Genomic DNA, 22,191 nt, shown 5'->3' with positions numbered 1-22,191 from the left:
GTTTTCATTTTTTTCAACCTCAATCAATATACAACATTTTGCATATTTTATCAAGGCAAAAATCCTGTGTTTTTCCAAATTTATCGAAATATACAAGCGGCGGGATTTCTCCCGAGTCAAATCTGGATATTTTTCAGCTTGATATGCAAATATGCAGGATTTTATTCATCAGAACGACGTCAGAAAGGCTCTTAATCTCTCTGACTGCGGACGCTCTAAGATCTCGGGGCCGCCCTGCTCGGCGATCACGCCGCCGTCCATAAAGATGATCTTGTCGGAGACGTCATGGGCGAAGTTCATCTCATGCGTAACAATGATCATGGTCATGTGTTTATCTGCAAGAGAACGGATGACCTTCAATACCTCGCCGGTCAACTCGGGATCGAGCGCGGAGGTGGGTTCATCAAAGCAGAGGATCTCGGGCTTCATCGCCAGCGCTCTCGCGATCGCAACGCGCTGCTGCTGACCGCCCGAAAGCTCACACGGATAGTTGTTCTTCTTGTCGAGAAGTCCTACGCTGTCAAGGAGCGACAGCGCTTCTTGTTCGATCTCTTCCTTTGTTCCCTTGTTCAGGAGCTTCGGAGCAAGCGTCAAATTATCGAGTACGCTGTACTGCGGGAACAGGTTGAAGTTCTGAAATACCAAACCGAAGTGAAGACGTTTCGCACGCAGTTCCGCGTCGGAGGGTCTTTTGTTGACCGCCGCGTCAAAGATCGCTTCTCCGTTTACGATGATCTTGCCCTCATCCGCAAATTCGAGAGAGTTCAAGCATCTCAGCAAGGTCGTCTTACCGGAGCCGGAGGAACCGATGATCGACAGAACCTGACCCTTTTCCAACGTGAAGTCAATGCCTCGGAGCACATGATTGCGGCCGAAGCTTTTATTGATATTCTTTACTTCCAATACCGTCATAGTGCCATCTCCTTACACCCTAAAGTAGCTGAGCTTCTTCTCTACCCATCCGAACAGAAGCGTGAGAACGCCGGAGAAGATAAGGTAGTAAACGCCCGTGAAGAACAGCGGCCAGATAGCGCCGGAGATTCCCTGGCTGCCCTTCATGAACGCCTGACCCGCCCAGATAACCTCCTGCAGGGCAATGATACGCGCAAGCGAGGTATCCTTGACAAGGGTAATGATCTCATTCGACATCGGAGGTACGATACGCTTGATCATCTGCAGCAGCGTAACGCGGAAGAAGATCTGGCTCTTGGACAGACCCAGTACCTGACCCGCCTCCTGCTGACCGTGCGGAACGCCCTGGATACCGCCGCGGTAGATCTCGGAGAAATAGCAGGCGTAGTTGATGATAAAAGCGACAGCCGACGCGATGAAGCGTCCGGTCTCACCGCCGCCCCAGAGCTGCTTACCGAAAACCAGACCCGGGAAGTAGAAGATGATCAAGAGCTGCAGCATCAAAGGGGTTCCGCGGATGATCCACACCAACACGCGCACCACCGCCGACAGCGGTTTGAACTTACTCATAGAGCCGAAGGAGATGATCAGACCCAGCGGAATCGCGCCCAGCAGTGTGACTGCAAACAGCTTTAAGGTCTGCAAAAAGCCGACATTCAGCGATTGAAATACAATCGGAAATTGTTGAAAAAATGAATCCATAGTACCCTCAAATGAACCGTATAATCTATTTCGGCACAAACGCCGAGCAGAGCTTATAGTTGCCGCGTACCGAACACAAGCGTTCAGCCTCGCGGACTTCTTTACGAGATAACGGAATAAGCGCAAACTGCCTTTGAGCTTATTCCGTTACCTCATAACCCGCCAAAAGACAGAGGGTATATGCCCTCTGCCTTTGACAGTAAATGTAATGATTGATTATTTGATCAGAGCAGCCTGAACCTTGTAGGTCTCAGCGATCTGCTGCATTGTGCCGTCAGCCTTCGCGGCAGCGAAGAACTCGTTCAGCTTCTCGGTCAGGTTGGAACCCTTGCGGAAGCCTACGCCGTACTCCTCGGAATTCAGAGCGGCGGTATAGGTCAGCTGAGCGTAGCCGGTACCCTCGCCTACCATCGCGGCAGCCATCAGAGAGTCGATGATCGCAGCGTCGCAGGTGCCGGAAGCAACCTCCATCAGCGCGGTAGCCTGATCCTTGACCTCGGTGAACTTGAAGCCGTTCGCCTCAGCCTGTTCCTGACCGGCGGAACCGCTCTCTACAGCGAAGTTGAGCTCCTTGCAGTCCTCAGCCTTCTGATACTTATCGGCAACGTCCTTGTTGACAACAACAACCTGAGCGTTGTTGCAGTAAGGCTCGGAGCAGGACATAGCAGAGGTAACCTCATCGGTCAGGGTCATACCGTTCCATACACAGTCGATGGTGCCGCCGTTGAGCTCGAGAATCTTGTTGTCCCAGTCGATCTCAACAAACTCAACGCCCACGCCGATGCTCTCAGCAAACTTAGCAGCCATATCAGCGTCGAAGCCGATCCAGTTGCCGCCCTCGTCCTGATAATCCATCGGCTCAAAGTCGGTGATACCGACAAGAAGGGAGCCGTTCTCTTTAACCTTGGCGAGATCGTCAACGACATCAGCGCTGTCGGCAGTAGCTGCATTGTCAGCGGTAGCAACCGCCGCCTCGGTAGCCTTCTCTTTGTCGCTCGCCTTGGAAGCGGTGTTGCTGTTGCCGCAGGCAGCCAGCACGCCGACAACCATCAGCAGAGCCATCATTAACGCAATAATCTTTCTCATAATTTTCCTCCGTTAGTTGGATTGTCGCTTATACTATTATAAACGTACAGCAATTGTCATTTTACCGTATTAGCACGTTAAAGTCAATACCCAATTTGCACAAAGAAAAATACGTTACCAATTACCGTCATGGTACTATTCATGAGGAAAACAGATAGCGAAGATTTGTTTCATTCGGATGATTCTCACACAGAAAAAAGCGGCAACCAAAAGGTTGCCGCCTTAACATACGGATTAATTACTCTTTGATCTTCTTAACAGCGAAGATACCGGTACCGAGAGCAAGAGCCGCCAGAGCGATGATCAGAAACAGCGGATCACCGGTCTTGGGGGATACGGGATTAGAGGGCTTCTCGGTAGGCTTTACGGTAGTAGGCTCAGTACCGCCGGGCGCCTTGAAGTACGCAGTCGCTTTGATATCGGTCTTGGGCTTAATAATCATTACGGGAGTAGTCAGGCTGCCTTCTACGAGATCATACTCGCCTTCAATTTCCCACTTGATAAACTCGCCTTTGTTCTTAGGATTAGCGGTAATCGTAACGGTCTCATCATTATTCTTCTTGACCTGATACTTATCAGCCTCTGCATCACCCAAGCTGCCGTCGCTGGGAACCCAGAAAACTTCAATTTTCAGATTCTCTTCGGGAACAGGACTCACATACTGTGTAGGAGTCTCATCAGCAAACGCTACAGCAGAGAGAGCAAAAATCATAACCATCGCCAAAGCGACCGAAAGAATTCTTTTCATTTGTAATCATCTCCAGAATAAACAAATATTAAACGTCATGATTATAATAACATCAACTCCCCGAATTTGTCAATAGAAAATTCTGAATTATTCAATCATTTTTTACAGTTTCAACTTTTCAATCTGTGCAAAGCTCACAATAACAATCCCGATGTGCCGTAGTTTTTACAGCACATCGGGATCTTTTGTTACAAGCAGATAAAACTCGCCCGTATCTGTCGAAACGTGCTAGGTCAGGTTAAGCTGCGTCTTGATATCGCGAATCATTTCGTCAATCTCATCCTTGGAATATACCTCGTCGGATTTTGCGATCCTGACGTCGCCGTCGCTGCCGACGATGAACGCACCGTTCTCATTGACATAAGGCAATTTTGCTCTCACGTCGCCCAGCCTTTGTTCCAGCAGCTTAACCGTAACATAATCGTCATCACTGCCGTCGCCGTCCGTATTCCCGCCGACCAGAAAATAATCGCGCGAAGAATGGATAACTCTGCCGTCGCCGCTGATAATCTTCAGCTGTGCCGTTACGACGCCCGGGCTGTACAGCTGATCGCGCTGAACCTTCCACGTCAGCAGTACATCGCTGTCATGGCGCTCCGCACCGAGCGGCACTGTTCGGACAGTACCGTCATCAAAGCGCAATCCAAGCTCATAAACACTGTTTCGCGCAGTAAAGTGCATAAGCAGCAGCTCGATCTGCCGACTTTGATCATCTCCGGAAAAACCGATAAAGCGTTCGTCCTCGGGGATAGTTAATTTGCCCGATAGAATGGTTATCATGATAACACCTCCTACCTATGGCAAAACGAAGCGATTTGTTGCATAAAACTATGCAACCGCGATAATCATTTTTTAAAATCAAGCCAACTCGGCAAGCTCGAGGATCAGTCTCTCGGTCTTTTCCCATCCAAGGCACGGATCGGTGATAGACTTGCCGTAGCATCCGCCGTCTACCGCCTGATTCCCGTCCTCGATGTAGCTCTCGATCATGAAGCCCTTGACCAGGCGCTCCAGCTCGGGATTGTAACGGCGGGCGAACATCACCTCTTTCGCAATACGCGCCTGCTCAAAGGGATGTTTATCGGAGTTGGAATGATTGGTGTCGATGATGCAGGCGGGGTTTTTGAAGTTTCCCGAAGCATAAAGGCGGAGCAGATGCATCATATCCTCATAATGGTAGTTCGGCAGGCTCTCGCCGTGCTTGTTCATGTAACCGCGAAGGATCGCGTGCGCATAGGGATTGCCGTGTGACTGTACCTCCCATCCGCGGTACAGGAAGGTATGTCCGTGCTGAGCGGCGGTGATCGAATTCATCATAACGGAGAGGTCGCCGCCGGTCGGGTTCTTCATGCCGACGGGTATATCCAGTCCCGAAGCAACCAGACGATGCTGCTGGTTCTCGACCGAGCGGGCGCCGATCGCCACATAGCCCAGGAGATCATCCAGATAGCGATGATTCTCGGGGTAAAGCATCTCATCCGCGCATGAGAAGCCGGTCTCTTTGAGTGCGCGCAAATGCATCGAACGGATCGCAACAATGCCCTTGAACATATCGGGCTTCTTCTCGGGATCAGGCTGATGCAGCATACCTTTATAGCCCGAGCCGGTGGTGCGGGGCTTGTTGGTGTAGATACGCGGGATAATAAAAATCTTGTCCTCGACCTTGTCCTGCACCGTTCTCAGACGGCTGATATAGTCTATCACACTGTCCTCACGGTCAGCGGAGCAGGGACCGATGATCAGCACCAGACGATTATCCTTGCCGCTGAAAATATCCTGTATCTGCCTTTCCCGGTCGACAACAAGCTTTCTGAGATCATTGTCGAGCGGATACATCTTCTTGACCTCCATCGGGATAGTCAGCTTTCGTTCAAATTCCATATTCATGTTCATTTCATATACCCTCCGATCTGTTTATTTATTGAAATACGCTCTGCGTTTGGTACTCAGACGCATCTTTTCTCTCAGCTCATCTACCCTGCCGTCGCGGATCATATCCCTGAGCGCGGCAAATTCGTCGAGAAAGATATCCATATATTTCAGGAGCGATTCACGGTTGAGCATGAACAGCTCGCTCCACATCAGATCGTTGATGTTAGCGATCCTCGTCAGATCGCGAAAGCTGTCACCCGTATAATCGACCAGGTGCTCGTTATCCGAGCAGGTCATCAGTGCCACCGCGATACAGTGAGTCAGCTGAGAGAGGTAGCCGATCATCTCGTCGTGTTCCTCGGGAGACAGTACGGAGATCCTGCCGAAGCCGAGTATTCTGCCGAGACTGCCGATCCAGCGGATGCCTTCGGCGGTATTCTTCTCAGTCGGAACGACGATGAAGTTCGCGCCGCGGAAGATCGCGTCGTCGGAGTTCTCTACGCCGTACACCTCACGACCTGCCATCGGGTGAGAGGCGATGAACTCCACATCATCACGGAGCATGTTCTGTATATCATATACGATACAGCTCTTGACGCCGGTAACGTCGGTGATCATGGCGCCGGGCTTAAAAAGCTGCTGATACTCGGCGATCCACTGACGGAACACCTCGGGATAGAGCGCGAAGATCACCGCGTCGGCTGAGCTGACGATCTCAGGCTCTACCGTCGTATAGCCGTCGTCGATGATATGATTCTCCAGCGCGTAGTCGACAGCGGACTGCCGCTTCTCGATCGCGCTGACATGAAAGCCAAGCCGTTTCAATCCGCGGGCGTAGCTGCCGCCGATCAATCCCAAGCCGACGATCAGTATTCTCGAATGACTAATCCATTCCATAGGTCAAATCCACTCCTAAATCTTTCAGTCTGTCAAAAAAGTCGGGAAAGCTCTTATCCACTGCCTGAGCTCCTTCAATCACGCCGCCTGTCACGGTCAGCATAACGCTCAGCGCCATCACGATACGATGATCGTTATGCCCGCTGAGGGGCTGTGACGGAGCATGAAGCACCGAGGGCAATACATCGACGGTATTCTCCCCCACCTCGACCGTTACGCCGAGTTTATCAAGCTCCCGGCGCATCGCCTCGGCACGGTCGCTCTCCTTGATACGAAGCCGCCGTGTACCGGTAAAGCGCGCACCGCCGCACAATGCCGCGACCGCGAACAGCACCGGTCCCAGATCGGGACAATCGGCAATATCGATGACTTCGTCCGTGTTCTTTATTTTCTTAAAAAGAATTTTATAAATCCTGTCACCTTGTAAAGTATCTTCTCTCAGTCCTCCGACAGTCACATCGGAACCGGCAAAGTTCAGCGCTTCAAAGAACGCTGCGTTAGAGCAATCTCCCTCGACGGTCGTTTTACAGGCGGCATACCGTTGGCTACCCTTGATATAATAAGTATTTTCTTTATTAGAAATATTAACACCGAAATCACGCAGAGCCGAGATCGTCATATCGATATACGGCTTGCTCTCGATCGGAGGAAGGATTCTTAGCTCGCTGTCGCCGCTAAGCAACGGCAAGGTAAAAAGCAATCCCGAGATAAACTGCGAGCTGATATTTCCCGGTACTTCATACACGCCGCTGTGCAAACATCCTTGTACCGTGATGCTTTCATCGGCTTTTACAAAGCGGACGTTCTGCTCCTGTGCAAGTTCCTCATAAACGGTCATCGGACGCTTCATAAGGTACGCGGAGCCTGTCAGCACACGTTCCTCGCCGCTGAGCATACACAGCGGGGTAAAAAACCTCAGCGTACTTCCGCACTCGTTACAGGGCAGGGTCGTCGATGAACCGAGAGGCTTTCTCACATCCACACCCTTTACGTAAACGGTATCGCCGTCGGTCCGTATCTCCGCACCGAGAGCCCGAAGGCAGGCAATCGTTGCCTTGACGTCCTGTGAAAACGCGATCAGCCGCACGACGCTCTCACCTTCGGCAAGCCCCGCGCAGATCAGCAGACGGTGTGCCATACTCTTGCTCGGCGGAGCAGTGGCCGTACCATGAGCCTTTGACGGTCGAATCTCAACCCTCATACTTTTCCCTCAGCAGATCCATCGCTTCCGTGTAGCCGTCTACGCCGTGACCTGTGATCGTTGCAACGCACGCGAGCCGTACATAACTGATCTGCCTGAACTTCTCGCGCTTGTCGACCTCGGAGATATGCACCTCTACGGCAGGGATCGCTACCGCCTTGAGCGCGTCAAGGATCGCAACGCTCGTATGGGTATAAGCGCCGGGGTTGATGACGATTCCGTCGAATTTTCCGTATGCATCCTGTATTTTATCAACCAGATCGCCCTCGTGGTTGCTCTGGTACTGTTCGACCTCAATATTGGTTTTCTGAGCGTATTCTTCGATCAAAGCAACCAGCGCGGCATAAGTGGTTTTGCCATAGATGTCCGGCTCACGAATACCAAGCATATTCAGATTCGGTCCGTTGATTACCAGTATTTTCATAGTTTCTCCTTAATATGACATTGAATCTCAACCGATCACTCTCCGTTTATCACGCTGTCGGCAACGTCCCCGGGGTCACAATCGCCGTCGATGACGTAATCAGCCGTATTCAAATAGGTATCGATGCGCTTCTCATACAGGCGCATCATCTTCTCTTTTTTATCCGCAAGCGGACGATCGGAGGTCGGGATCAGGTATTCCGGCGAACGATCAATAAAGTAGATCGCGCCGTTCTGTCGCAGCGCCATTACATTCTCGTCCCGTAGGATCGCGCCGCCGCCGAGAGAGATCACCTTACCGCTCAATACCGCGACGTCACGGATTACGGAACTCTCCAGATCGCGGAAGTACTTCTCCCCCTTCTCCCTGAAGATCGTCGGGATATCGCCCTCACGCTCCACGATCAGCCGGTCGGTATCGAGCAGTTCTCTGCCGAGCTTTTTCGCGATCAGCTTACCGACCGTCGACTTACCGGAAGCAGGCATTCCGCTGAGTACTATATTTCTTTTATCGAAATATATTTCGTTATATATCCTGTTGGTCAGCTTGACGACGTCCCATTCTTCATCGAGAAACAACTGCGCCGCCAACACCGCCTGAGCAACGAGCATATACAACCCGCCCTCGGCATCGATACCGCGTTCACGCGCGGACAATATCAAACGTGTTTGCAGCGGATTATACACCGCGTCGATCACGCCGCTGAGCTTCGGGAACCGTGAAAGATCGATAGGACAGTCAAAGATATTCGGATACATTCCGCAGGGAGTCGTGTTGATGATCACATCGGCGTCACTGTGCTCCGTATGCGCCTGCTCGTATGTGATCGCGCCGCCGTTGCCCGAGCGGCTGACGCGCAGGACTTCCTTCGCATCCAACCGCTGACAAACAGCCGTCGCGGTCAGCGAAGTGCCGCCGGTACCGAGGATCAGCACCTTCTTGTACTTGATTACGACGCCCGCGTGCTCGATCAGCGCCCGCATACCGCCGAAATCGGTGTTGTAGCCGTACAGCACGCCGTCACGGTTGACGACCGTGTTCACCGCGCCGATCGACCGCGCTTCGGGAGCGATCTCATCCAAAAGCGAGATCACTTCCTGCTTATAGGGGATCGTCACATTGATTCCTTTAAAATTCTTTTGCAGAATAAAGTCGGTTAATTCTTCTCTTTTTAGTTCTTTAATAGAATATTGATAATACCCGAGCTTTTCATGTATTTCCTTGGAAAAGCTGTGGGGCAGCTTCTCTCCGATCAATCCGTAGTCCATAATGTTTCCTTTCTGAAGGCTCCCTTACCTTAGGGAGCTGTCGTGAAGCGGCTGAGAGTTACGTGTCGCTCAAATAATCGCCTTTCAACACTGCATCTAATCATATAGGCAACCCTCTACCCTATCGGGAGCCTCCCTTAGGAAAGAGAAGCTAAACAGTCCGTGCCGTATCTCTGTGCTAACAGATCGGCAAGCACCAGCGCCGTCACGCTGTCCACGACAACGCACGCACGGTGAATGATTGCGGGATCGTGTCTGCCCTTGAGCGACAAAGAGGCGTTCTCACCCTTGATAAAATCAACCGTCGCCTGTTCCTTGAAGATCGAGGGGGTCGGCTTGACGGCACAGCGGAACAGGATCGGCATACCGTTGGTGATACCACCGTTGATACCGCCGTTATGATTGGTAGTGGTTTTTATTTCTTTTTCAAAAATATAAAAACTGTCGTTATATTCGGAGCCCCTGCCGTTCACCATACCGAACGCATCGCCGAACTCAACTCCCTTTACAGCCGGCACCGAGAACAGCGCGTGTGAAAGCACTCCTTCGACGGTATCGAACCAAGGCTCTCCGACGCCCGCGGGCAACCCGGTCACAACCGTCTCCAACACGCCGCCGACGCTGTCGCCCTCTGCGGCAGCCGCTTCGATTGCCTTACGCATCTGCTCTCCCTTCTCGGTGTCGAGAACCGCAAAACCAAGCGTGTTTAAACGTGCGATATCCGCGCTGAGATCACCGAAACCGGCGTCCTCGATCCCCGCGCAGGAGCGGATATGCGTACCGATAGCGATACCCTTTTTCACTAAAGCCTGAATCAAAATCGCGCCTGCCGCGACGAGCGCCGCCGTCACTCTGCCCGAGAAATGACCGCCGCCGCGATAATCCTCGAAGCCGTGATACTTTTTATACGCCGTGTAATCGGCGTGTCCGGGACGTGCCAGCGAGCGGGTCGCCGCATAATCCTTACTGTGCTGAGAGGTGTTCGGAATCAGGATGGTCAGGGGCGTTCCGGTCGTTTTTCCGTTGAACGCGCCGCTGACGATGCTGAATTCATCCGCCTCATGGCGCGCGGTAGAGATCTTCCCGGCGGGACGTCGTTTATCGAGCTGAGCGCGGATAAAATCCTCGTCAATATCCAGACCGGGCGCCAAGCCGTCGATCACCGCGCCGATCATCTCGCCGTGGCTCTCGCCAAACAGCGTCAGCGCTATCGAATTTCCAAAGGTATTTTTCATCAGAGTTTCCCTACCATTTCAATCATGGGAATCAGTTCTTCAAACTGAACCTTTTTCATTTCAAACTGTCCGGGAGCGGGTACGGTAGTGATCGTAACGGTATCACCCTCGCCCTTCTTGTCATGCGTCATCGCGCGATACACCTCGTCTGCGTCGAGTGATACCGACGTAGGAAGATTCAACCTCTCCAGAACTCTCAACAGGCGGGGTCTGACTTCATCGCCGACCATCGGGATCATACCGAGCGCGACGCACTCGCCGTGGTAAAGACCGTTGAGGTGTTCAAAGCTCTCGATACCGTGTCCGATCGTGTGACCGAAGTTCAGGATCTTTCTGAGTCCCTGCTCTTTCTCGTCCTGTTCGACGACGTTCTTCTTAATTATCAGCGAGCGGGTGATGATCTCGTCGAGATTTTCTTTTATATTTCCTTTTTCGAATAATTCGAACAAATCCGCGTCACTCGTCAGGCTCATCTTCACCGCTTCCGCGAGTCCGTTACTGATCTGACGATCGGGCAAGGTCGCAAGCAGATCGAGGTCGACCAGTACCTTCTTCGGCTGATAAAAAGCGCCTACGATGTTCTTGATGCCGTCGAGATTCACTGCCGTCTTACCGCCGATGGACGAATCCACCTGGCTGAGTACCGTCGTGGGGATGTTGTAGAAATCCACCCCGCGCATATATGCCGAAGCGGCAAAGCCCGCGAGATCGCCCACAACGCCGCCGCCGACTGCGACGACCGCGTCCTTACGGGTAAAGCCGAGACTCAGCATCTTGGACAAAATCTCGCCGAAGCGTTCAAGGCTCTTGCTGTCCTCGCCCTGCAATACGGTGAATACTGTCCCATCCTTCGCCTGACCGGCGACAGCCGCCGCATATTCTGCAGGCACTCCGTCATCGGTCAGCACCAGCACCTTGCGGTCGAGATTCAGCAGTTCACCCGCTCTTTTTAAAGCGCCGCGCTCGATAACGATATCATAGCTGTCCGCGCCCAGATTCATACGCAAAACACTCATGTTTAATCCTCTTTCAAAATCACTTCGTCGCTGTAATGACCGACCACCTTGAGCATATCGCAGTGGAGCGCCAGATGCCGCAGCATATCGGAGCCGTTCTGTCCGGTCTCGTCACCCTCGGCTTCGATGTAGAAGTAATACTGCCACGCGAGTTCCTTCAACGGGCGCGAATGAAGTGCGCGCATGTTGAAGCCATAGCTGCTCAGTACGTTCAGCGCCTGAGCCAGCGCGCCCGCCTCGTTCTTAACGGTGAACATCAGGAGAAAGCGGCTGTCGCCTGAGGTATTGACCTGTCTGTTCTCCGCTCGGGAGAATACCGCGAAACGTGTGGAGTTGGTCGAGCTCTCGTTGATATCATGATCGAGCACGCTCAACCCATAGAGCCGCGCGGTCTCGGACGAAGCGATCGCCGCGACGCTCCTGTCACCGCCGTCCTTCACTGCCTTCGCCGCCTTCGCGGTATTGGCATATTCCATCGTATGATAACCGTTCTTACGAATATATTCCGCACACTGCGCAAGCGCCTGGGGATGGCTGACAACCGTCTTGATATCCTTCACGGAGGCGCCTTCCAATCCAAGCAGATTATGGGTGATCCTGAGGGTATAGATTCCGTTGACGTAGAGCGAGCCGCGGAACATCATATCCATGACCTGTCCTACCTCGCCGGCGTAGCTGTTCTCGATCGGGAGCACACAGCAGTCACATTCGCCGTTCTCCACCGCCTTATAAGCCGCATGAAAATCGGGATAAGCAATCGCCCTGCCGTATGGGAACGCCTTCTTCGCGGCGATATTGGCGAAAGCGCCCTCGATCCCGCTGTAGGCGATCTTCGTACCGCTGATGAGATGCTCCTGATACTGCTTCGACACCGCCATTACATCGTTAAGAAAGCGTACATAGTAGGAGCGGATCTCATAATCATTGATATAGGCTGAGTTTTTCTCGATGACCGCACGCTCACGTTGAGCGTCATAGATCTGCAGTCCGTGTTCCTTCTTGTACTCGGCGATCACCTTCGCCGCCTGCATACGCCGCTCAAACAGCGCCGCCATCTCCCTGTCGATCTCATTGATCGCCGATCGCGCATCTTGTAAGTTATCCATAGAATCACCTTCCCTGTTCCGTTTGACTCATATAAAAAGCGGCTCTGCCCGAAAACAGAACCGCTAAGTTTCAAAGCACCTGTTACCGTTCGAGCGTCATACTTTTTCCGTATAGCAAGCAAAGCCCGCATAAAAGCGCGCGAAGGTAAAGTAAAAGCAGTTATTGAACTGTAACGCAGTATTTTTCATGACAATAACTCCTTTCACATCAGTCTGCGCCTATGATAGCACGTTAAAGCGCAAAAGTCAACAGGTAAATTGATTTATTTTCATCATAAATATTTAACCAATCGTAATTTAACCAATCGTACTTGACGCGGCTGTCCTTCAATGAATGATCATTGTGAGAACATTGTCTTTAGCGTCGGCAGCACCTTATCGCCCTTACCCATACGAACCGCGATATAGGGCTTGCCGCCCGCCGAGAGCATCGCCCGCCCGGGCATCCGCCCGATCAGCTCGGGGACTTCCTTACGGCGGATGTCGCTCAAATACAGCATCAAGGAGCTGTCGTTCTGGCGTATCTCATAAACGCCCATATCCGCCGCACGGTTACGTACCAGCGCGATATCTACAAGCCCCATCACCGACTGCGGCACGTCGCCGTAGCGGTCGAGCAGCTCGTCAACGACGTCGCTCGCGTCCTCCTTGGAGCGTATATCGGCGATCCTTCGGTAAGCGTCGAGGCGGTTCGACAGGCTCTCGATATAGTCCTCGGGAATATGCGCCTGCACCTGTACGTCGATCAGGCAGTCGCGCTCCTCGATATCCGGGGTCTGTTCGCCCTTTTCTTCCTTAACGGCGTCGCCGAGCAGCTTGATATACATATCGTAGCCGACGTCCTCCATGTGACCGTGCTGTTCCGCGCCGAGGATGTTGCCGGCGCCGCGCAGCTCGAGGTCGCGCATCGCGATCTTGAAACCCGAGCCGAACTCGGTGAACTCGCGGATCGCGGTCAGCCGCTTCTGAGAAATGTCGGAGAGCACCTTACCGCCGTGGTAGGTGAAATAAGCGTAGGCGCGCCGCGAGGATCGCCCGACGCGGCCGCGGATCTGGTGAAGCTGAGAGAGTCCGAAGCGGTCGGCGTTCTCGATGATCAGCGTGTTCGCGTTCGGCAGATCGACGCCGGTCTCGATGATGGTGGTACAGACTAGGACGTTGACCTCCTGGTTAAGCATCCTGCGCCAGACCTCACTGAGCTCCTGCTCGGTCATCTTACCGTGACCGACGGCGACGTTCGCCTCGGGAATCGCCTCCGCGATACGGATCGCCTTAGCGCTGATACCAGCTACGTCGTTATAGAGATAGAACACCTGTCCGCCTCGTCTGAGCTCGCGGCGAATCGCCTCATTCAGCACGGCGGAATCATGCTCCAGCACATAGGTCTGCACCGGATGACGGTCGAGCGGCGCTTCCTCGATGACGCTCATGTCACGGATCCCGCTCATCGCCATGTTCAGCGTGCGCGGGATCGGGGTCGCGGAAAGGGTAAGGATATCGATATTCTTGCGCATTTCTTTGAAATGTTCCTTCTGAGCCACGCCGAAGCGCTGTTCCTCGTCGATGATCGCGAGCCCCAGATCGCGGAATTCCACATCCTTCTGCACCAGTCGATGGGTGCCGATGATCATATCGATCTCGCCGCGCTTGAGCTTTTCGAGGATCTCCTTCTGCTGAGCCGGAGAGCGGAAGCGGGACAACAGCTCCACACGGATCGGGTAACCGTCAAAGCGACTGAGCACCGTCTGGTAATGCTGCCACGCGAGGATGGTCGTCGGGCACAGCAGCGCGCACTGCTTACTGTCGGAAACGCACTTGAAGGCTGCGCGCAGCGCGACCTCCGTCTTACCAAAGCCGACGTCGCCGCAGAGCAGTCGATCCATCGGCACGGGGCGCTGCATATCGCGCTTGATCTCATCACAGCAGCGCAGCTGGTCGTCGGTCTCGTCGTACGGGAAGCCCGCCTCGAAATCATGCTGCCATTCGTTGTCGTCCGAGAAGGCGTGACCCTGCGCCTGCATACGTTTGGAATACAGCTCGATCAGTTCCTTCGCCATCTCACGGGCGGCAGCCTTGACTCTGCGCTTGGAGTTCTGCCATTCCTTGGAGCCGAGGCGGTTCAGCTTCACGCGGCTGTTCTCCTTGGGGCCTATATATTTCGCTACAAGATCGAGCTGGGTCACGGGGACATACAGGTTGTCGCCCTTGGCGTACTCGATCATGATATAATCCTTTAAAAAGCCCTGTACATCCATCTTACGGATACCGCGATAAATGCCGATACCGTGGATGGAGTGTACTACATACTCGCCGGGCGTCAGCTCGCTGAGCTGATAGACCGCCTTACCGTCCTTCGGGGTACGGCGGCGCTTTTTCTTCGGCGCGGTATGGACAGCACTCAGGGTATAGAGGACAAAGTTCTCTGTCGGATACTCGATACCCGCCGACAACATTCCCGGCATCACGTAGACAAAGCCGCGTTCAGCCTTGTCGAGTGTTTTGACATAGCGGGCGTTCACGCCCTTGTCATTCAGCAGAGAACAGAGATTCTCCGCGCCCTTTTCGGTGCCGGCTAGGATAACGACCGCCATGCTGCCGTAACCGATATCGTTGAGATCCTCGATCAAAGCGGCACTCTGACCCGACCAGGGCGAGGTCTGGCGCGCGTTGATCGTCACAGCGGCGGACAACTCGGTATGATAGGATGAATGGGAGAAGGTATCGAGGAACACCACAGGTCTGTCGAGCAGCAAATTCATGCTCTGCGTAAAATCCAGCCCGTAGGTCTCGAAGCCTCGACACAGGATACCGTCGGCAAAGAGCTCCTTGAGCTCCTCCTTCTCATGGAACGCCATCGAACGGTCACGTTCCTTGACGTTTTTATATTCAGAGATAAAGATGATCTCGTCGTTATCAAAATAATCGAACAGCGTCGCGGGTTTATCATAGACGAGCGATATATACTTGTCGTAGGTCGCGAAACTCAATCCCGAACGCAGCTCGTCAGCTTCTTTTAAAAGGCGTTCCTTCGCCTTCTTACTGCCCTCACTGCGTAGGTAGGACGCTTTCTTCTCGATCTTGTCGGCAAGCTTCTCCTTGCTCTCGATCAAAATCTCACCCGAGGGGGTCAGCGCGATCTCCTCACAATAATCGGTACGGCGCTGACTTTCAACGTCAAAATAATTGATGGTGTCGATCTGATCGCCCCACAGCTCGATACGCACCGGCGCCTCGCTGTCGGGCATGAAGAGATCGATCAAGCCGCCGCGGATGGAGTACTGACCGCTGCCCTCGACGTTATCACAGCGCTCATAACCCAGCAGCATCAGCGTGCGCTCAAAGTCGCGCGTGTCGATCTCGACGTCCGGCTTCAGCACTCGCGTAACGGAGCTCAAAACATCCTTCGGAATGGTAAACTGAGCCGCCGCGTCGAGCGTAGCGATCACAACATCATAGTCGCCGCTGAGCATACGGCTGAGCACATTCAGCCTGCGGTGCTCATACTCATGCGACTTGATCTGTGACGGAATGTAGATAAAATCCTTCTTCGGATACACGAGCGCACGCAGTCCCATAGAACTCAGATCGTTACAGAGGATCTGCGCTTCCTGCTCATTTTGTGCAACACAAAAGGCTCTGACGGCATTTTCCCGGCAGAGCGAAGAGATGATATTAGCTTTGTGAACGCCCGAAACGCCGATCACGGCGGAGCGGGATTTTTCTTTTATCGCATTATCAATCGTCCGAAATTCCTTCGTCCGACTGATAACGCTGTCTAAAAACTGCATTTTCGCCTCAAAATACACATATCAGATCACTCAATTATACAGGTTCATCGCCTTATCGATATCGCCGCTGACGATCAGCTCGACCGCGCCGCGGATATCGGGCAGGCGTTCAGCGATCAGCTTCTTATCCTTATCGGTAAATCGGCTGAGTACCCAGTCCTTTAGGTCATAGTCGGGATGCGGCTTTTTACCGATGCCCACCTTGACGCGGGGGAACTCGTCCGACCCGCTGAGGTAGATGATGTTTTGCAGACCCTTCTGACCACCGTCGGAACCCTTGCGGCGGATACGGATCTTGCCGACGTCCAGCGAGATATCGTCGGAGATCACGATCACCTGCTGCGGCGGAATCTTATAGAAGCGCATCGCCTCGGTGACCGCCTGACCGCTGAGATTCATATAGGTGGACGGCTTCATCAGCAGGCAGCGCTTGCCGCTGATATTCGCCTTGCCGACCGTAGACTTGAACTTGATCTTGTTGACCTTTACGCCGAGCTCGTCAGCGATATAATCCAGCGAGATAAAGCCCGCATTATGGCGGGTACCCTCATACTGCTTACCGGGATTTCCCAGACCGACTACAATATATTCTATGCTGTTGCTTGAAAATTCTTTCTTCTTAAAAATCATTCTTACTCCAAAGAAAGGGAGCGGTAAAGCTCCCTTTCATAAATCATATTCTCTGTTCGAATCGGAATCAAACAAACATCGGAGAGACCGGCTTGTCCTCGTAGATTCTCTCGATCGCCTCTGCAAAGAGCGGAGCGGTAGAAAGAATGGTGAACTTGTCGAGCATCTTCTCTTCGGGAACCGGCACGGTATCGAGCAGAATACACTCCTTGATCGCGCTGTCGCGGATACGGTCGATCGCGGGACCGGAGAGAACCGCATGGGACGCGCAAGCGAACACCTCGGTAGCGCCGCCCTTCTCTACGATCGCGTTAGCCGCGTTGCAGAGAGTACCGGCGGTATCGATCATGTCATCGACCAGGATGCACTTCTTACCTCTGACCTCACCGATGATGTTCATGACTTCGGATACATTTGCGCGCTGTCTGCGCTTGTCGATGATCGCGATCGGGCAGCCGATCTTAGCGGCGAAGTTACGGGCTCTGGTAACGGAACCGAGGTCGGGAGATACAACAACGAACTCGTCCTCGTGACCCTCAACCTTCTTCTTCATGTGCTTAGCAAGCATAGGAGCGCCTACGAGGTGATCGACGGGGATGTTGAAGAAGCCCTGGATCTGAGCAGCATGGAGGTCCATGGTCAGCAGACGGTCAGCGCCGGCGGTAGTGATCAGGTCGGCAACAAGCTTAGAGGAGATCGGATCTCTCGCCTTTGCCTTACGATCCTGACGCGCGTAACCGAAGTACGGTACGACAGCGGTGATGGAGGAAGCGGAAGCTCTCTTCATCGCGTCGATCATAATCAAAAGCTCCATGAGGTTGTCGTTGACAGGCGAGCAGGTCGACTGAACGATGAAGCAGTCGGAGCCGCGGACGGATTCATGCAGAGATACCGCGATCTCACCGTCCGAGAAGGTTGCGCAGTCGCTCTTTCCGAGCGGGATGCCTAAGCAGTCCGCAATACCGTGAGCAACAGCCTTGTTGGAGTTGAGTGTAAAAATCTTGATGTCCTTACCGTGTGAATTCATTATGTGTCCCCCTAAATGAATTATTTGTTATTAACCTTAGCGGTTTGGATGCTTATTGATAGCCTTTCGCTCTCGCGATATTGTTCAGCTCCTCCAGCTGGGCGGGATCGTTGGCGCCGAGGACGGTGTCCGGAGAGGCTGCCGTGAACGCGCCGACCTTTCTGCCGTTTTGCAGAAGCAGATACAGTGCGTCGGGTAAGTAATATTCTTTTGCAGAATTATTAGCCTTGATATCATCGAGTACCGAGAGCAGATCGACGGTATCGAACCAGTAGCCGCCGGAGTTGACCTCCTTGATCGCGAGGGTCTCCTCATCGGCTTCCTTCTGCTCTACGATGCTCTTGAGCGTACCGTCAGCGTTGCGGACGATACGTCCGTAACCTGTCGGATCATCAAGCATAGCAGAGATCACTGTCGCGGAAGCGCCGCTCTCGTCATGCGCGTTGTAAGCGTCGGCGATGGTAGCGGTATCCATGAACGGCGCGTCGCCGCACAGGATGACCACATCTCCCCCGCTCTTCTTCAAAAAGTCCTTCGCCATCATGACAGCGTGACCGGTACCGAGACGCTCGCTCTGCAGCACATGGCTCACCTCAAACGGCAGCTCGTTGAGATACGCCTCTGTGATCTCGGTCTTGTAGCCGGTAACGACGCAGATATCGTCAATACCTGCCGCCTTGACCGAATCGATGACCCAGCGGAGCATCGGCTTATCGAGTACCTTGTTCATGGGCTTGGGAATATCGGACTTCATACGTTTACCCTCGCCGCCGGCGAGGATCACAGCACATTTCCTGTTCATACGTTTACCTCCAAAGCACCCTGATGGGCGCTCTCGTAGATACTACTATTATCGCACAATTCTGGGATTTTGCAAGAACAAATTACAGAATTATGACGATTTAAACAATTTACACAATATCCACAAAATCGTGCAGTAACTTTTGTGCCTCTTTTTTCTCTCTTTTTTCTCTTATGAATAATAAGATTTAACAGGTTTTGTTATAATACAACTGTATATGTATGTCGGGAAGTATAATATCCTAATTATTCTGTTTTCCGGCGTCTATAACAAACTTTTAGGAGGAGATTCCAATGAGCAAAAAATGGGTTTACCTTTTTAGCGAAGGTAACGCTGACATGAGAGAACTTCTCGGCGGTAAGGGTGCAAACCTTGCTGAGATGACCAACATCGGTCTGCCGGTTCCTCAGGGCTTCACAATCACCACAGAGGCTTGTACTCAGTATTATGAGGACGGCCGCCAGATCAACGAAGAGATCCAGGCACAGATCAACGAGTACATCGGTAAGATGGAAGAGATCACCGGCAAGAAGTTCGGTGACAAGACCAATCCGCTTCTCGTTTCTGTTCGTTCCGGTGCCCGTGCTTCCATGCCCGGTATGATGGACACCATCTTAAACCTCGGTCTGAACGAGGAAGTTGTCGAGACGATCGCTGAGCAGAGCGGCAATCCCCGCTGGGCTTACGACTGCTACAGAAGATTTATCCAGATGTATTCCGACGTCGTTATGGAGGTCGGTAAGAAGTATTTCGAAGAGCTCATCGACGAGATGAAGGCTGACCGCGGCGTTACTCAGGACGTCGAGCTGACCGCTGAGGACCTCAAGGAACTCGCCGGCAAGTTCAAGGCTGAGTACAAGGAGAAGATCGGCGAGGACTTCCCCTCCGATCCCAAGGAGCAGCTCATGGGCGCTGTCAAGGCTGTATTCCGTTCCTGGGACAACCCCCGTGCGAACGTTTATCGCCGCGACAACGACATCCCCTACAGCTGGGGTACTGCCGTTAACGTCCAGTCTATGGCGTTCGGTAACATGGGCGACGATTGCGGTACCGGCGTTGCGTTCACCCGTGACCCCGCTACCGGCGAGAAGGGCCTGTTCGGTGAGTTCCTGACCAACGCACAGGGCGAGGACGTCGTTGCCGGCGTTCGTACCCCCATGCACATCACCGAGATGGAGCAGAAGTTCCCCGAGGCATTCGCTCAGTTCACTGAGGTTTGCAAGACTCTGGAGAACCACTACAGAGATATGCAGGATATGGAGTTCACCGTTGAGCACGGCAAGCTCTTCATGCTGCAGACCCGTAACGGTAAGCGTACCGCTCAGGCGGCTCTGAAGATCGCCTGCGACCTCGTTGACGAGGGTATGCGCACCGAGGAAGAGGCTGTCCTGATGATCGATCCTCGTAACCTCGACACCCTCCTCCATCCCCAGTTCGACGCGAAGGCTCTCAAGGCTGCTACCCCCATGGGTAAGGGTCTGGGCGCTTCTCCCGGCGCTGCCTGCGGTAAGATCGTCTTCACTGCTGAGGACGCTAAGGCTCAGGGCGCTGCGGGCGAGAAGGTCGTTCTCGTTCGTCTGGAAACCTCTCCCGAGGACATCGAGGGTATGAAGGCTGCGCAGGGCATCCTGACCGTTCGCGGCGGTATGACCTCTCACGCTGCCGTTGTAGCCCGCGGCATGGGTACCTGCTGCGTATCCGGCTGCTCCGAGATCACCATGGACGAGGCTAACAAGCAGTTCACCTTAGCCGGCAAGACCTTCAAGGAGGGCGATTACATCTCCATCGACGGTTCTACCGGTAACATCTATGACGGTATCATCCCCACCGTTGACGCTCAGATCGCCGGCGAGTTCGGCCGCGTCATGGCTTGGGCTGACAAGTACAGAACCATGAAGGTTCGCACCAACGCCGATACTCCCGCTGACGCTAAGAAGGCTCGCGAGCTGGGCGCTGAGGGTATCGGTCTGTGCCGTACCGAGCACATGTTCTTCGAGGGCGACAGAATCGCTGCCTTCCGTGAGATGATCTGTGCCGACACTCTCGAGGAGCGCGAGGCTGCTCTGGAGAAGATCCTGCCTTATCAGCAGGGCGACTTCGAGAAGCTGTACGAGGCTCTCGAGGGCAACCCCGTAACCATCCGTTTCCTGGATCCGCCTCTGCATGAGTTCGTTCCCACCGAGGAAGCTGACATCGAGGCTCTGGCTAAGGCTCAGGGCAAGACCGTTGCCGAGATCAAGGCAATCATCAACTCTCTGCATGAGTTCAACCCGATGATGGGTCACCGCGGCTGCCGTCTGGCTGTCACCTATCCCGAGATCGCTAAGATGCAGACCAAGGCTGTCATCCGCGCTGCGATCAATGTTCAGAAGGCTCATCCCGACTGGACCATCGTTCCCGAGATCATGATCCCGCTCGTCGGCGACGTCAAGGAGCTCAAGTACGTCAAGAAGTTCGTCGTTGAGACCGCTGACGCTGAGATCGCTGCTGCAGGCGCTGACCTCAAGTACGAGGTTGGTACCATGATCGAGATCCCGAGAGCTGCTCTGACCGCTGACGAGATTGCTACCGAGGCTGACTTCTTCTGCTTCGGCACCAACGACCTGACCCAGATGACGTTCGGCTTCAGCCGTGACGACGCGGGCAAGTTCCTCGGCGCTTACTATGACGCTAAGATCTATGAGAACGATCCGTTCGCTAAGCTCGACCAGACCGGCGTTGGCAAGCTGATGGATATGGCTATCAAGCTCGGCAAGCCCGTCAATCCGAACCTCCACATCGGTATCTGCGGCGAGCACGGCGGCGACCCGACTTCTGTCGAGTTCTGCCACAAGATCGGTCTGAACTATGTATCCTGCTCCCCCTTCCGTGTTCCGATCGCTCGTCTGGCTGCCGCTCAGGCTGCGATTAGCTGCAAGGGGTAATAAGGAGCTGACTCCGCATTTTTCCTATACTTTTCGGAAATCGGATGCTGAGGCTTTTCACAACGAAACGCATAATAAGCATTCAGTCCGAAAGTGGAAGGACATTACTGTGAATGTCCTGATATAAAACAAACGAGAGCAACATCGCAAGGTGTTGCTCTTTTTTGTAATGTATAGGGCATTTATAAAGTGCAATGTTGGGTCGCGAGGGGTGCTGAATAGGGTCGCATAAAGTACATAGATAAGTGCATGATTATACAGGTCACTTCTAATCACTCCGTCGCCCTTGACAGTAACTGAATAGCATGATGATAAATACTCGGCGACGGAAAACTCGGGAATATGAAATAAACAAAAACTTGTTCCCGTCTGATTTCAAATTATATCATGCTTCCAGTTACTGTAAAGGGTTCCCGCTACGCGGCGACTGTTATAGCAGAGGGTGATATGCTTTGGCTCGGGAGAAATCTGAGAATATCTATGAATAATTATTAAGCGTATCATTTTTGTAACCGGAGCACTTTCTCTGCACTTTTATTTTACCCTAAACACC

Annotated in this window: 18 protein-coding genes; 1 reads left to right on the top strand and 17 read right to left on the bottom strand. The window is 53.1% G+C overall.

All coding sequences use genetic code 11. From position 1 onward, the window contains the following. Window positions 1–168: 168 nt before the first annotated feature. The 17 genes from R2I50_RS03735 to R2I50_RS03655 all read right to left on the bottom strand — a co-directional run bounded on the left by R2I50_RS03735 (window position 169) and on the right by R2I50_RS03655 (window position 18,714). A complete protein-coding gene (locus R2I50_RS03735) occupies window positions 169–912 on the bottom strand; it encodes an amino acid ABC transporter ATP-binding protein (RefSeq protein WP_316607765.1) in 744 nt (247 codons plus the stop codon). Window positions 913–924: 12 nt separating this feature from the next. Next, window positions 925–1,614 (bottom strand): amino acid ABC transporter permease, encoded by a 690-nt coding sequence (locus tag R2I50_RS03730; RefSeq protein WP_316607764.1) that lies wholly within the window; start codon window positions 1,612–1,614, stop codon window positions 925–927. Between the two features lie 216 nt (window positions 1,615–1,830). After that, on the bottom strand, window positions 1,831–2,700 hold the full coding sequence (locus R2I50_RS03725) for a transporter substrate-binding domain-containing protein (RefSeq protein ID WP_316607763.1): 870 nt from the start codon (window positions 2,698–2,700) through the stop codon (window positions 1,831–1,833). Between the two features lie 238 nt (window positions 2,701–2,938). After that, the gene (locus tag R2I50_RS03720) at window positions 2,939–3,448 is read right to left on the bottom strand and encodes an LPXTG cell wall anchor domain-containing protein (RefSeq protein WP_316607762.1); all 510 of its coding nucleotides are present in this window, start codon (window positions 3,446–3,448) and stop codon (window positions 2,939–2,941) included. A 228-nt stretch (window positions 3,449–3,676) separates the two neighbouring features. Further along, window positions 3,677–4,228: a hypothetical protein gene (locus R2I50_RS03715; RefSeq protein ID WP_316607761.1), complete on the bottom strand. Its 552-nt coding sequence runs from the start codon at window positions 4,226–4,228 to the stop codon at window positions 3,677–3,679. A gap of 78 nt (window positions 4,229–4,306) precedes the next feature. Then, window positions 4,307–5,335 (bottom strand): 3-deoxy-7-phosphoheptulonate synthase, encoded by a 1,029-nt coding sequence (locus tag R2I50_RS03710; protein ID WP_399552830.1) that lies wholly within the window; start codon window positions 5,333–5,335, stop codon window positions 4,307–4,309. A gap of 27 nt (window positions 5,336–5,362) precedes the next feature. Next, entirely contained in the window at window positions 5,363–6,217 is an 855-nt protein-coding gene (locus R2I50_RS03705; RefSeq protein ID WP_316607759.1) for a prephenate dehydrogenase, read from the bottom strand. Then, window positions 6,204–7,418, bottom strand: a complete 1,215-nt coding sequence (locus R2I50_RS03700) for a 3-phosphoshikimate 1-carboxyvinyltransferase (protein ID WP_316607758.1) — start codon at window positions 7,416–7,418, stop codon at window positions 6,204–6,206. The genes R2I50_RS03705 and R2I50_RS03700 overlap by 14 nt, the downstream gene beginning before the upstream one ends. Then, complete coding sequence (gene aroQ / locus R2I50_RS03695; protein WP_316607757.1) at window positions 7,408–7,842, bottom strand: type II 3-dehydroquinate dehydratase; 435 nt, start codon at window positions 7,840–7,842, stop codon at window positions 7,408–7,410. Before aroQ ends, R2I50_RS03700 begins: the two co-directional genes overlap by 11 nt. A gap of 35 nt (window positions 7,843–7,877) precedes the next feature. Continuing rightward, the gene (locus R2I50_RS03690) at window positions 7,878–9,110 is read right to left on the bottom strand and encodes a shikimate kinase (protein WP_316607756.1); all 1,233 of its coding nucleotides are present in this window, start codon (window positions 9,108–9,110) and stop codon (window positions 7,878–7,880) included. 137 nt (window positions 9,111–9,247) lie between these two features. After that, the gene (aroC, locus tag R2I50_RS03685) at window positions 9,248–10,345 is read right to left on the bottom strand and encodes a chorismate synthase (protein WP_316607755.1); all 1,098 of its coding nucleotides are present in this window, start codon (window positions 10,343–10,345) and stop codon (window positions 9,248–9,250) included. After that, window positions 10,345–11,361: a 3-dehydroquinate synthase gene (gene aroB / locus R2I50_RS03680; protein ID WP_316607754.1), complete on the bottom strand. Its 1,017-nt coding sequence runs from the start codon at window positions 11,359–11,361 to the stop codon at window positions 10,345–10,347. Before aroB ends, aroC begins: the two co-directional genes overlap by 1 nt. A gap of 2 nt (window positions 11,362–11,363) precedes the next feature. Continuing rightward, on the bottom strand, window positions 11,364–12,467 hold the full coding sequence (locus tag R2I50_RS03675; protein ID WP_316607753.1) for a prephenate dehydratase domain-containing protein: 1,104 nt from the start codon (window positions 12,465–12,467) through the stop codon (window positions 11,364–11,366). Window positions 12,468–12,805: 338 nt separating this feature from the next. Next, complete coding sequence (gene mfd, locus R2I50_RS03670) at window positions 12,806–16,255, bottom strand: transcription-repair coupling factor (RefSeq protein ID WP_316607752.1); 3,450 nt, start codon at window positions 16,253–16,255, stop codon at window positions 12,806–12,808. A gap of 30 nt (window positions 16,256–16,285) precedes the next feature. Further along, on the bottom strand, window positions 16,286–16,885 hold the full coding sequence (gene pth, locus R2I50_RS03665; RefSeq protein WP_316607751.1) for an aminoacyl-tRNA hydrolase: 600 nt from the start codon (window positions 16,883–16,885) through the stop codon (window positions 16,286–16,288). A 67-nt stretch (window positions 16,886–16,952) separates the two neighbouring features. After that, on the bottom strand, window positions 16,953–17,912 hold the full coding sequence (locus tag R2I50_RS03660) for a ribose-phosphate diphosphokinase (protein WP_316607750.1): 960 nt from the start codon (window positions 17,910–17,912) through the stop codon (window positions 16,953–16,955). A gap of 52 nt (window positions 17,913–17,964) precedes the next feature. Then, window positions 17,965–18,714 carry a sugar phosphate nucleotidyltransferase gene (locus R2I50_RS03655; RefSeq protein WP_316607749.1) on the bottom strand — a complete coding sequence of 250 codons (750 nt, stop codon included), beginning with the start codon at window positions 18,712–18,714 and terminating at the stop codon, window positions 17,965–17,967. 293 nt (window positions 18,715–19,007) lie between these two features. Between R2I50_RS03655 and ppdK the strand changes: the two genes are divergently transcribed. Next, window positions 19,008–21,638: a pyruvate, phosphate dikinase gene (gene ppdK, locus R2I50_RS03650; RefSeq protein ID WP_316607748.1), complete on the top strand. Its 2,631-nt coding sequence runs from the start codon at window positions 19,008–19,010 to the stop codon at window positions 21,636–21,638. Window positions 21,639–22,191 lie beyond the last annotated feature (553 nt).

Origin of the sequence: uncultured Ruminococcus sp., assembly GCA_902785355.1 — a bacterium.
GTDB lineage: Bacteria > Bacillota > Clostridia > Oscillospirales > Acutalibacteraceae > Ruminococcoides.
This window is presented reverse-complemented; position numbering and strand designations above follow the sequence as displayed.

Bases quoted from the DNA above. Each gene is read 5' to 3' on its own strand.
- R2I50_RS03735 (WP_316607765.1), bottom strand. From the start codon at position 912: ATGACGGTATTGGAAGTAAAGAATATCAATAAAAGCTTCGGCCGCAAT.
- R2I50_RS03730 (WP_316607764.1), bottom strand. From the start codon at position 1,614: ATGGATTCATTTTTTCAACAATTTCCGATTGTATTTCAATCGCTGAAT.
- R2I50_RS03725 (WP_316607763.1), bottom strand. From the start codon at position 2,700: ATGAGAAAGATTATTGCGTTAATGATGGCTCTGCTGATGGTTGTCGGC.
- R2I50_RS03720 (WP_316607762.1), bottom strand. From the start codon at position 3,448: ATGAAAAGAATTCTTTCGGTCGCTTTGGCGATGGTTATGATTTTTGCT.
- R2I50_RS03715 (WP_316607761.1), bottom strand. From the start codon at position 4,228: ATGATAACCATTCTATCGGGCAAATTAACTATCCCCGAGGACGAACGC.
- R2I50_RS03710 (WP_399552830.1), bottom strand. From the start codon at position 5,335: ATGAATATGGAATTTGAACGAAAGCTGACTATCCCGATGGAGGTCAAG.
- R2I50_RS03705 (WP_316607759.1), bottom strand. From the start codon at position 6,217: ATGGAATGGATTAGTCATTCGAGAATACTGATCGTCGGCTTGGGATTG.
- R2I50_RS03700 (WP_316607758.1), bottom strand. From the start codon at position 7,418: ATGAGGGTTGAGATTCGACCGTCAAAGGCTCATGGTACGGCCACTGCT.
- aroQ (WP_316607757.1), bottom strand. From the start codon at position 7,842: ATGAAAATACTGGTAATCAACGGACCGAATCTGAATATGCTTGGTATT.
- R2I50_RS03690 (WP_316607756.1), bottom strand. From the start codon at position 9,110: ATGGACTACGGATTGATCGGAGAGAAGCTGCCCCACAGCTTTTCCAAG.
- aroC (WP_316607755.1), bottom strand. From the start codon at position 10,345: ATGAAAAATACCTTTGGAAATTCGATAGCGCTGACGCTGTTTGGCGAG.
- aroB (WP_316607754.1), bottom strand. From the start codon at position 11,361: ATGAGTGTTTTGCGTATGAATCTGGGCGCGGACAGCTATGATATCGTT.
- R2I50_RS03675 (WP_316607753.1), bottom strand. From the start codon at position 12,467: ATGGATAACTTACAAGATGCGCGATCGGCGATCAATGAGATCGACAGG.
- mfd (WP_316607752.1), bottom strand. From the start codon at position 16,255: ATGCAGTTTTTAGACAGCGTTATCAGTCGGACGAAGGAATTTCGGACG.
- pth (WP_316607751.1), bottom strand. From the start codon at position 16,885: ATGATTTTTAAGAAGAAAGAATTTTCAAGCAACAGCATAGAATATATT.
- R2I50_RS03660 (WP_316607750.1), bottom strand. From the start codon at position 17,912: ATGAATTCACACGGTAAGGACATCAAGATTTTTACACTCAACTCCAAC.
- R2I50_RS03655 (WP_316607749.1), bottom strand. From the start codon at position 18,714: ATGAACAGGAAATGTGCTGTGATCCTCGCCGGCGGCGAGGGTAAACGT.
- ppdK (WP_316607748.1), top strand. From the start codon at position 19,008: ATGAGCAAAAAATGGGTTTACCTTTTTAGCGAAGGTAACGCTGACATG.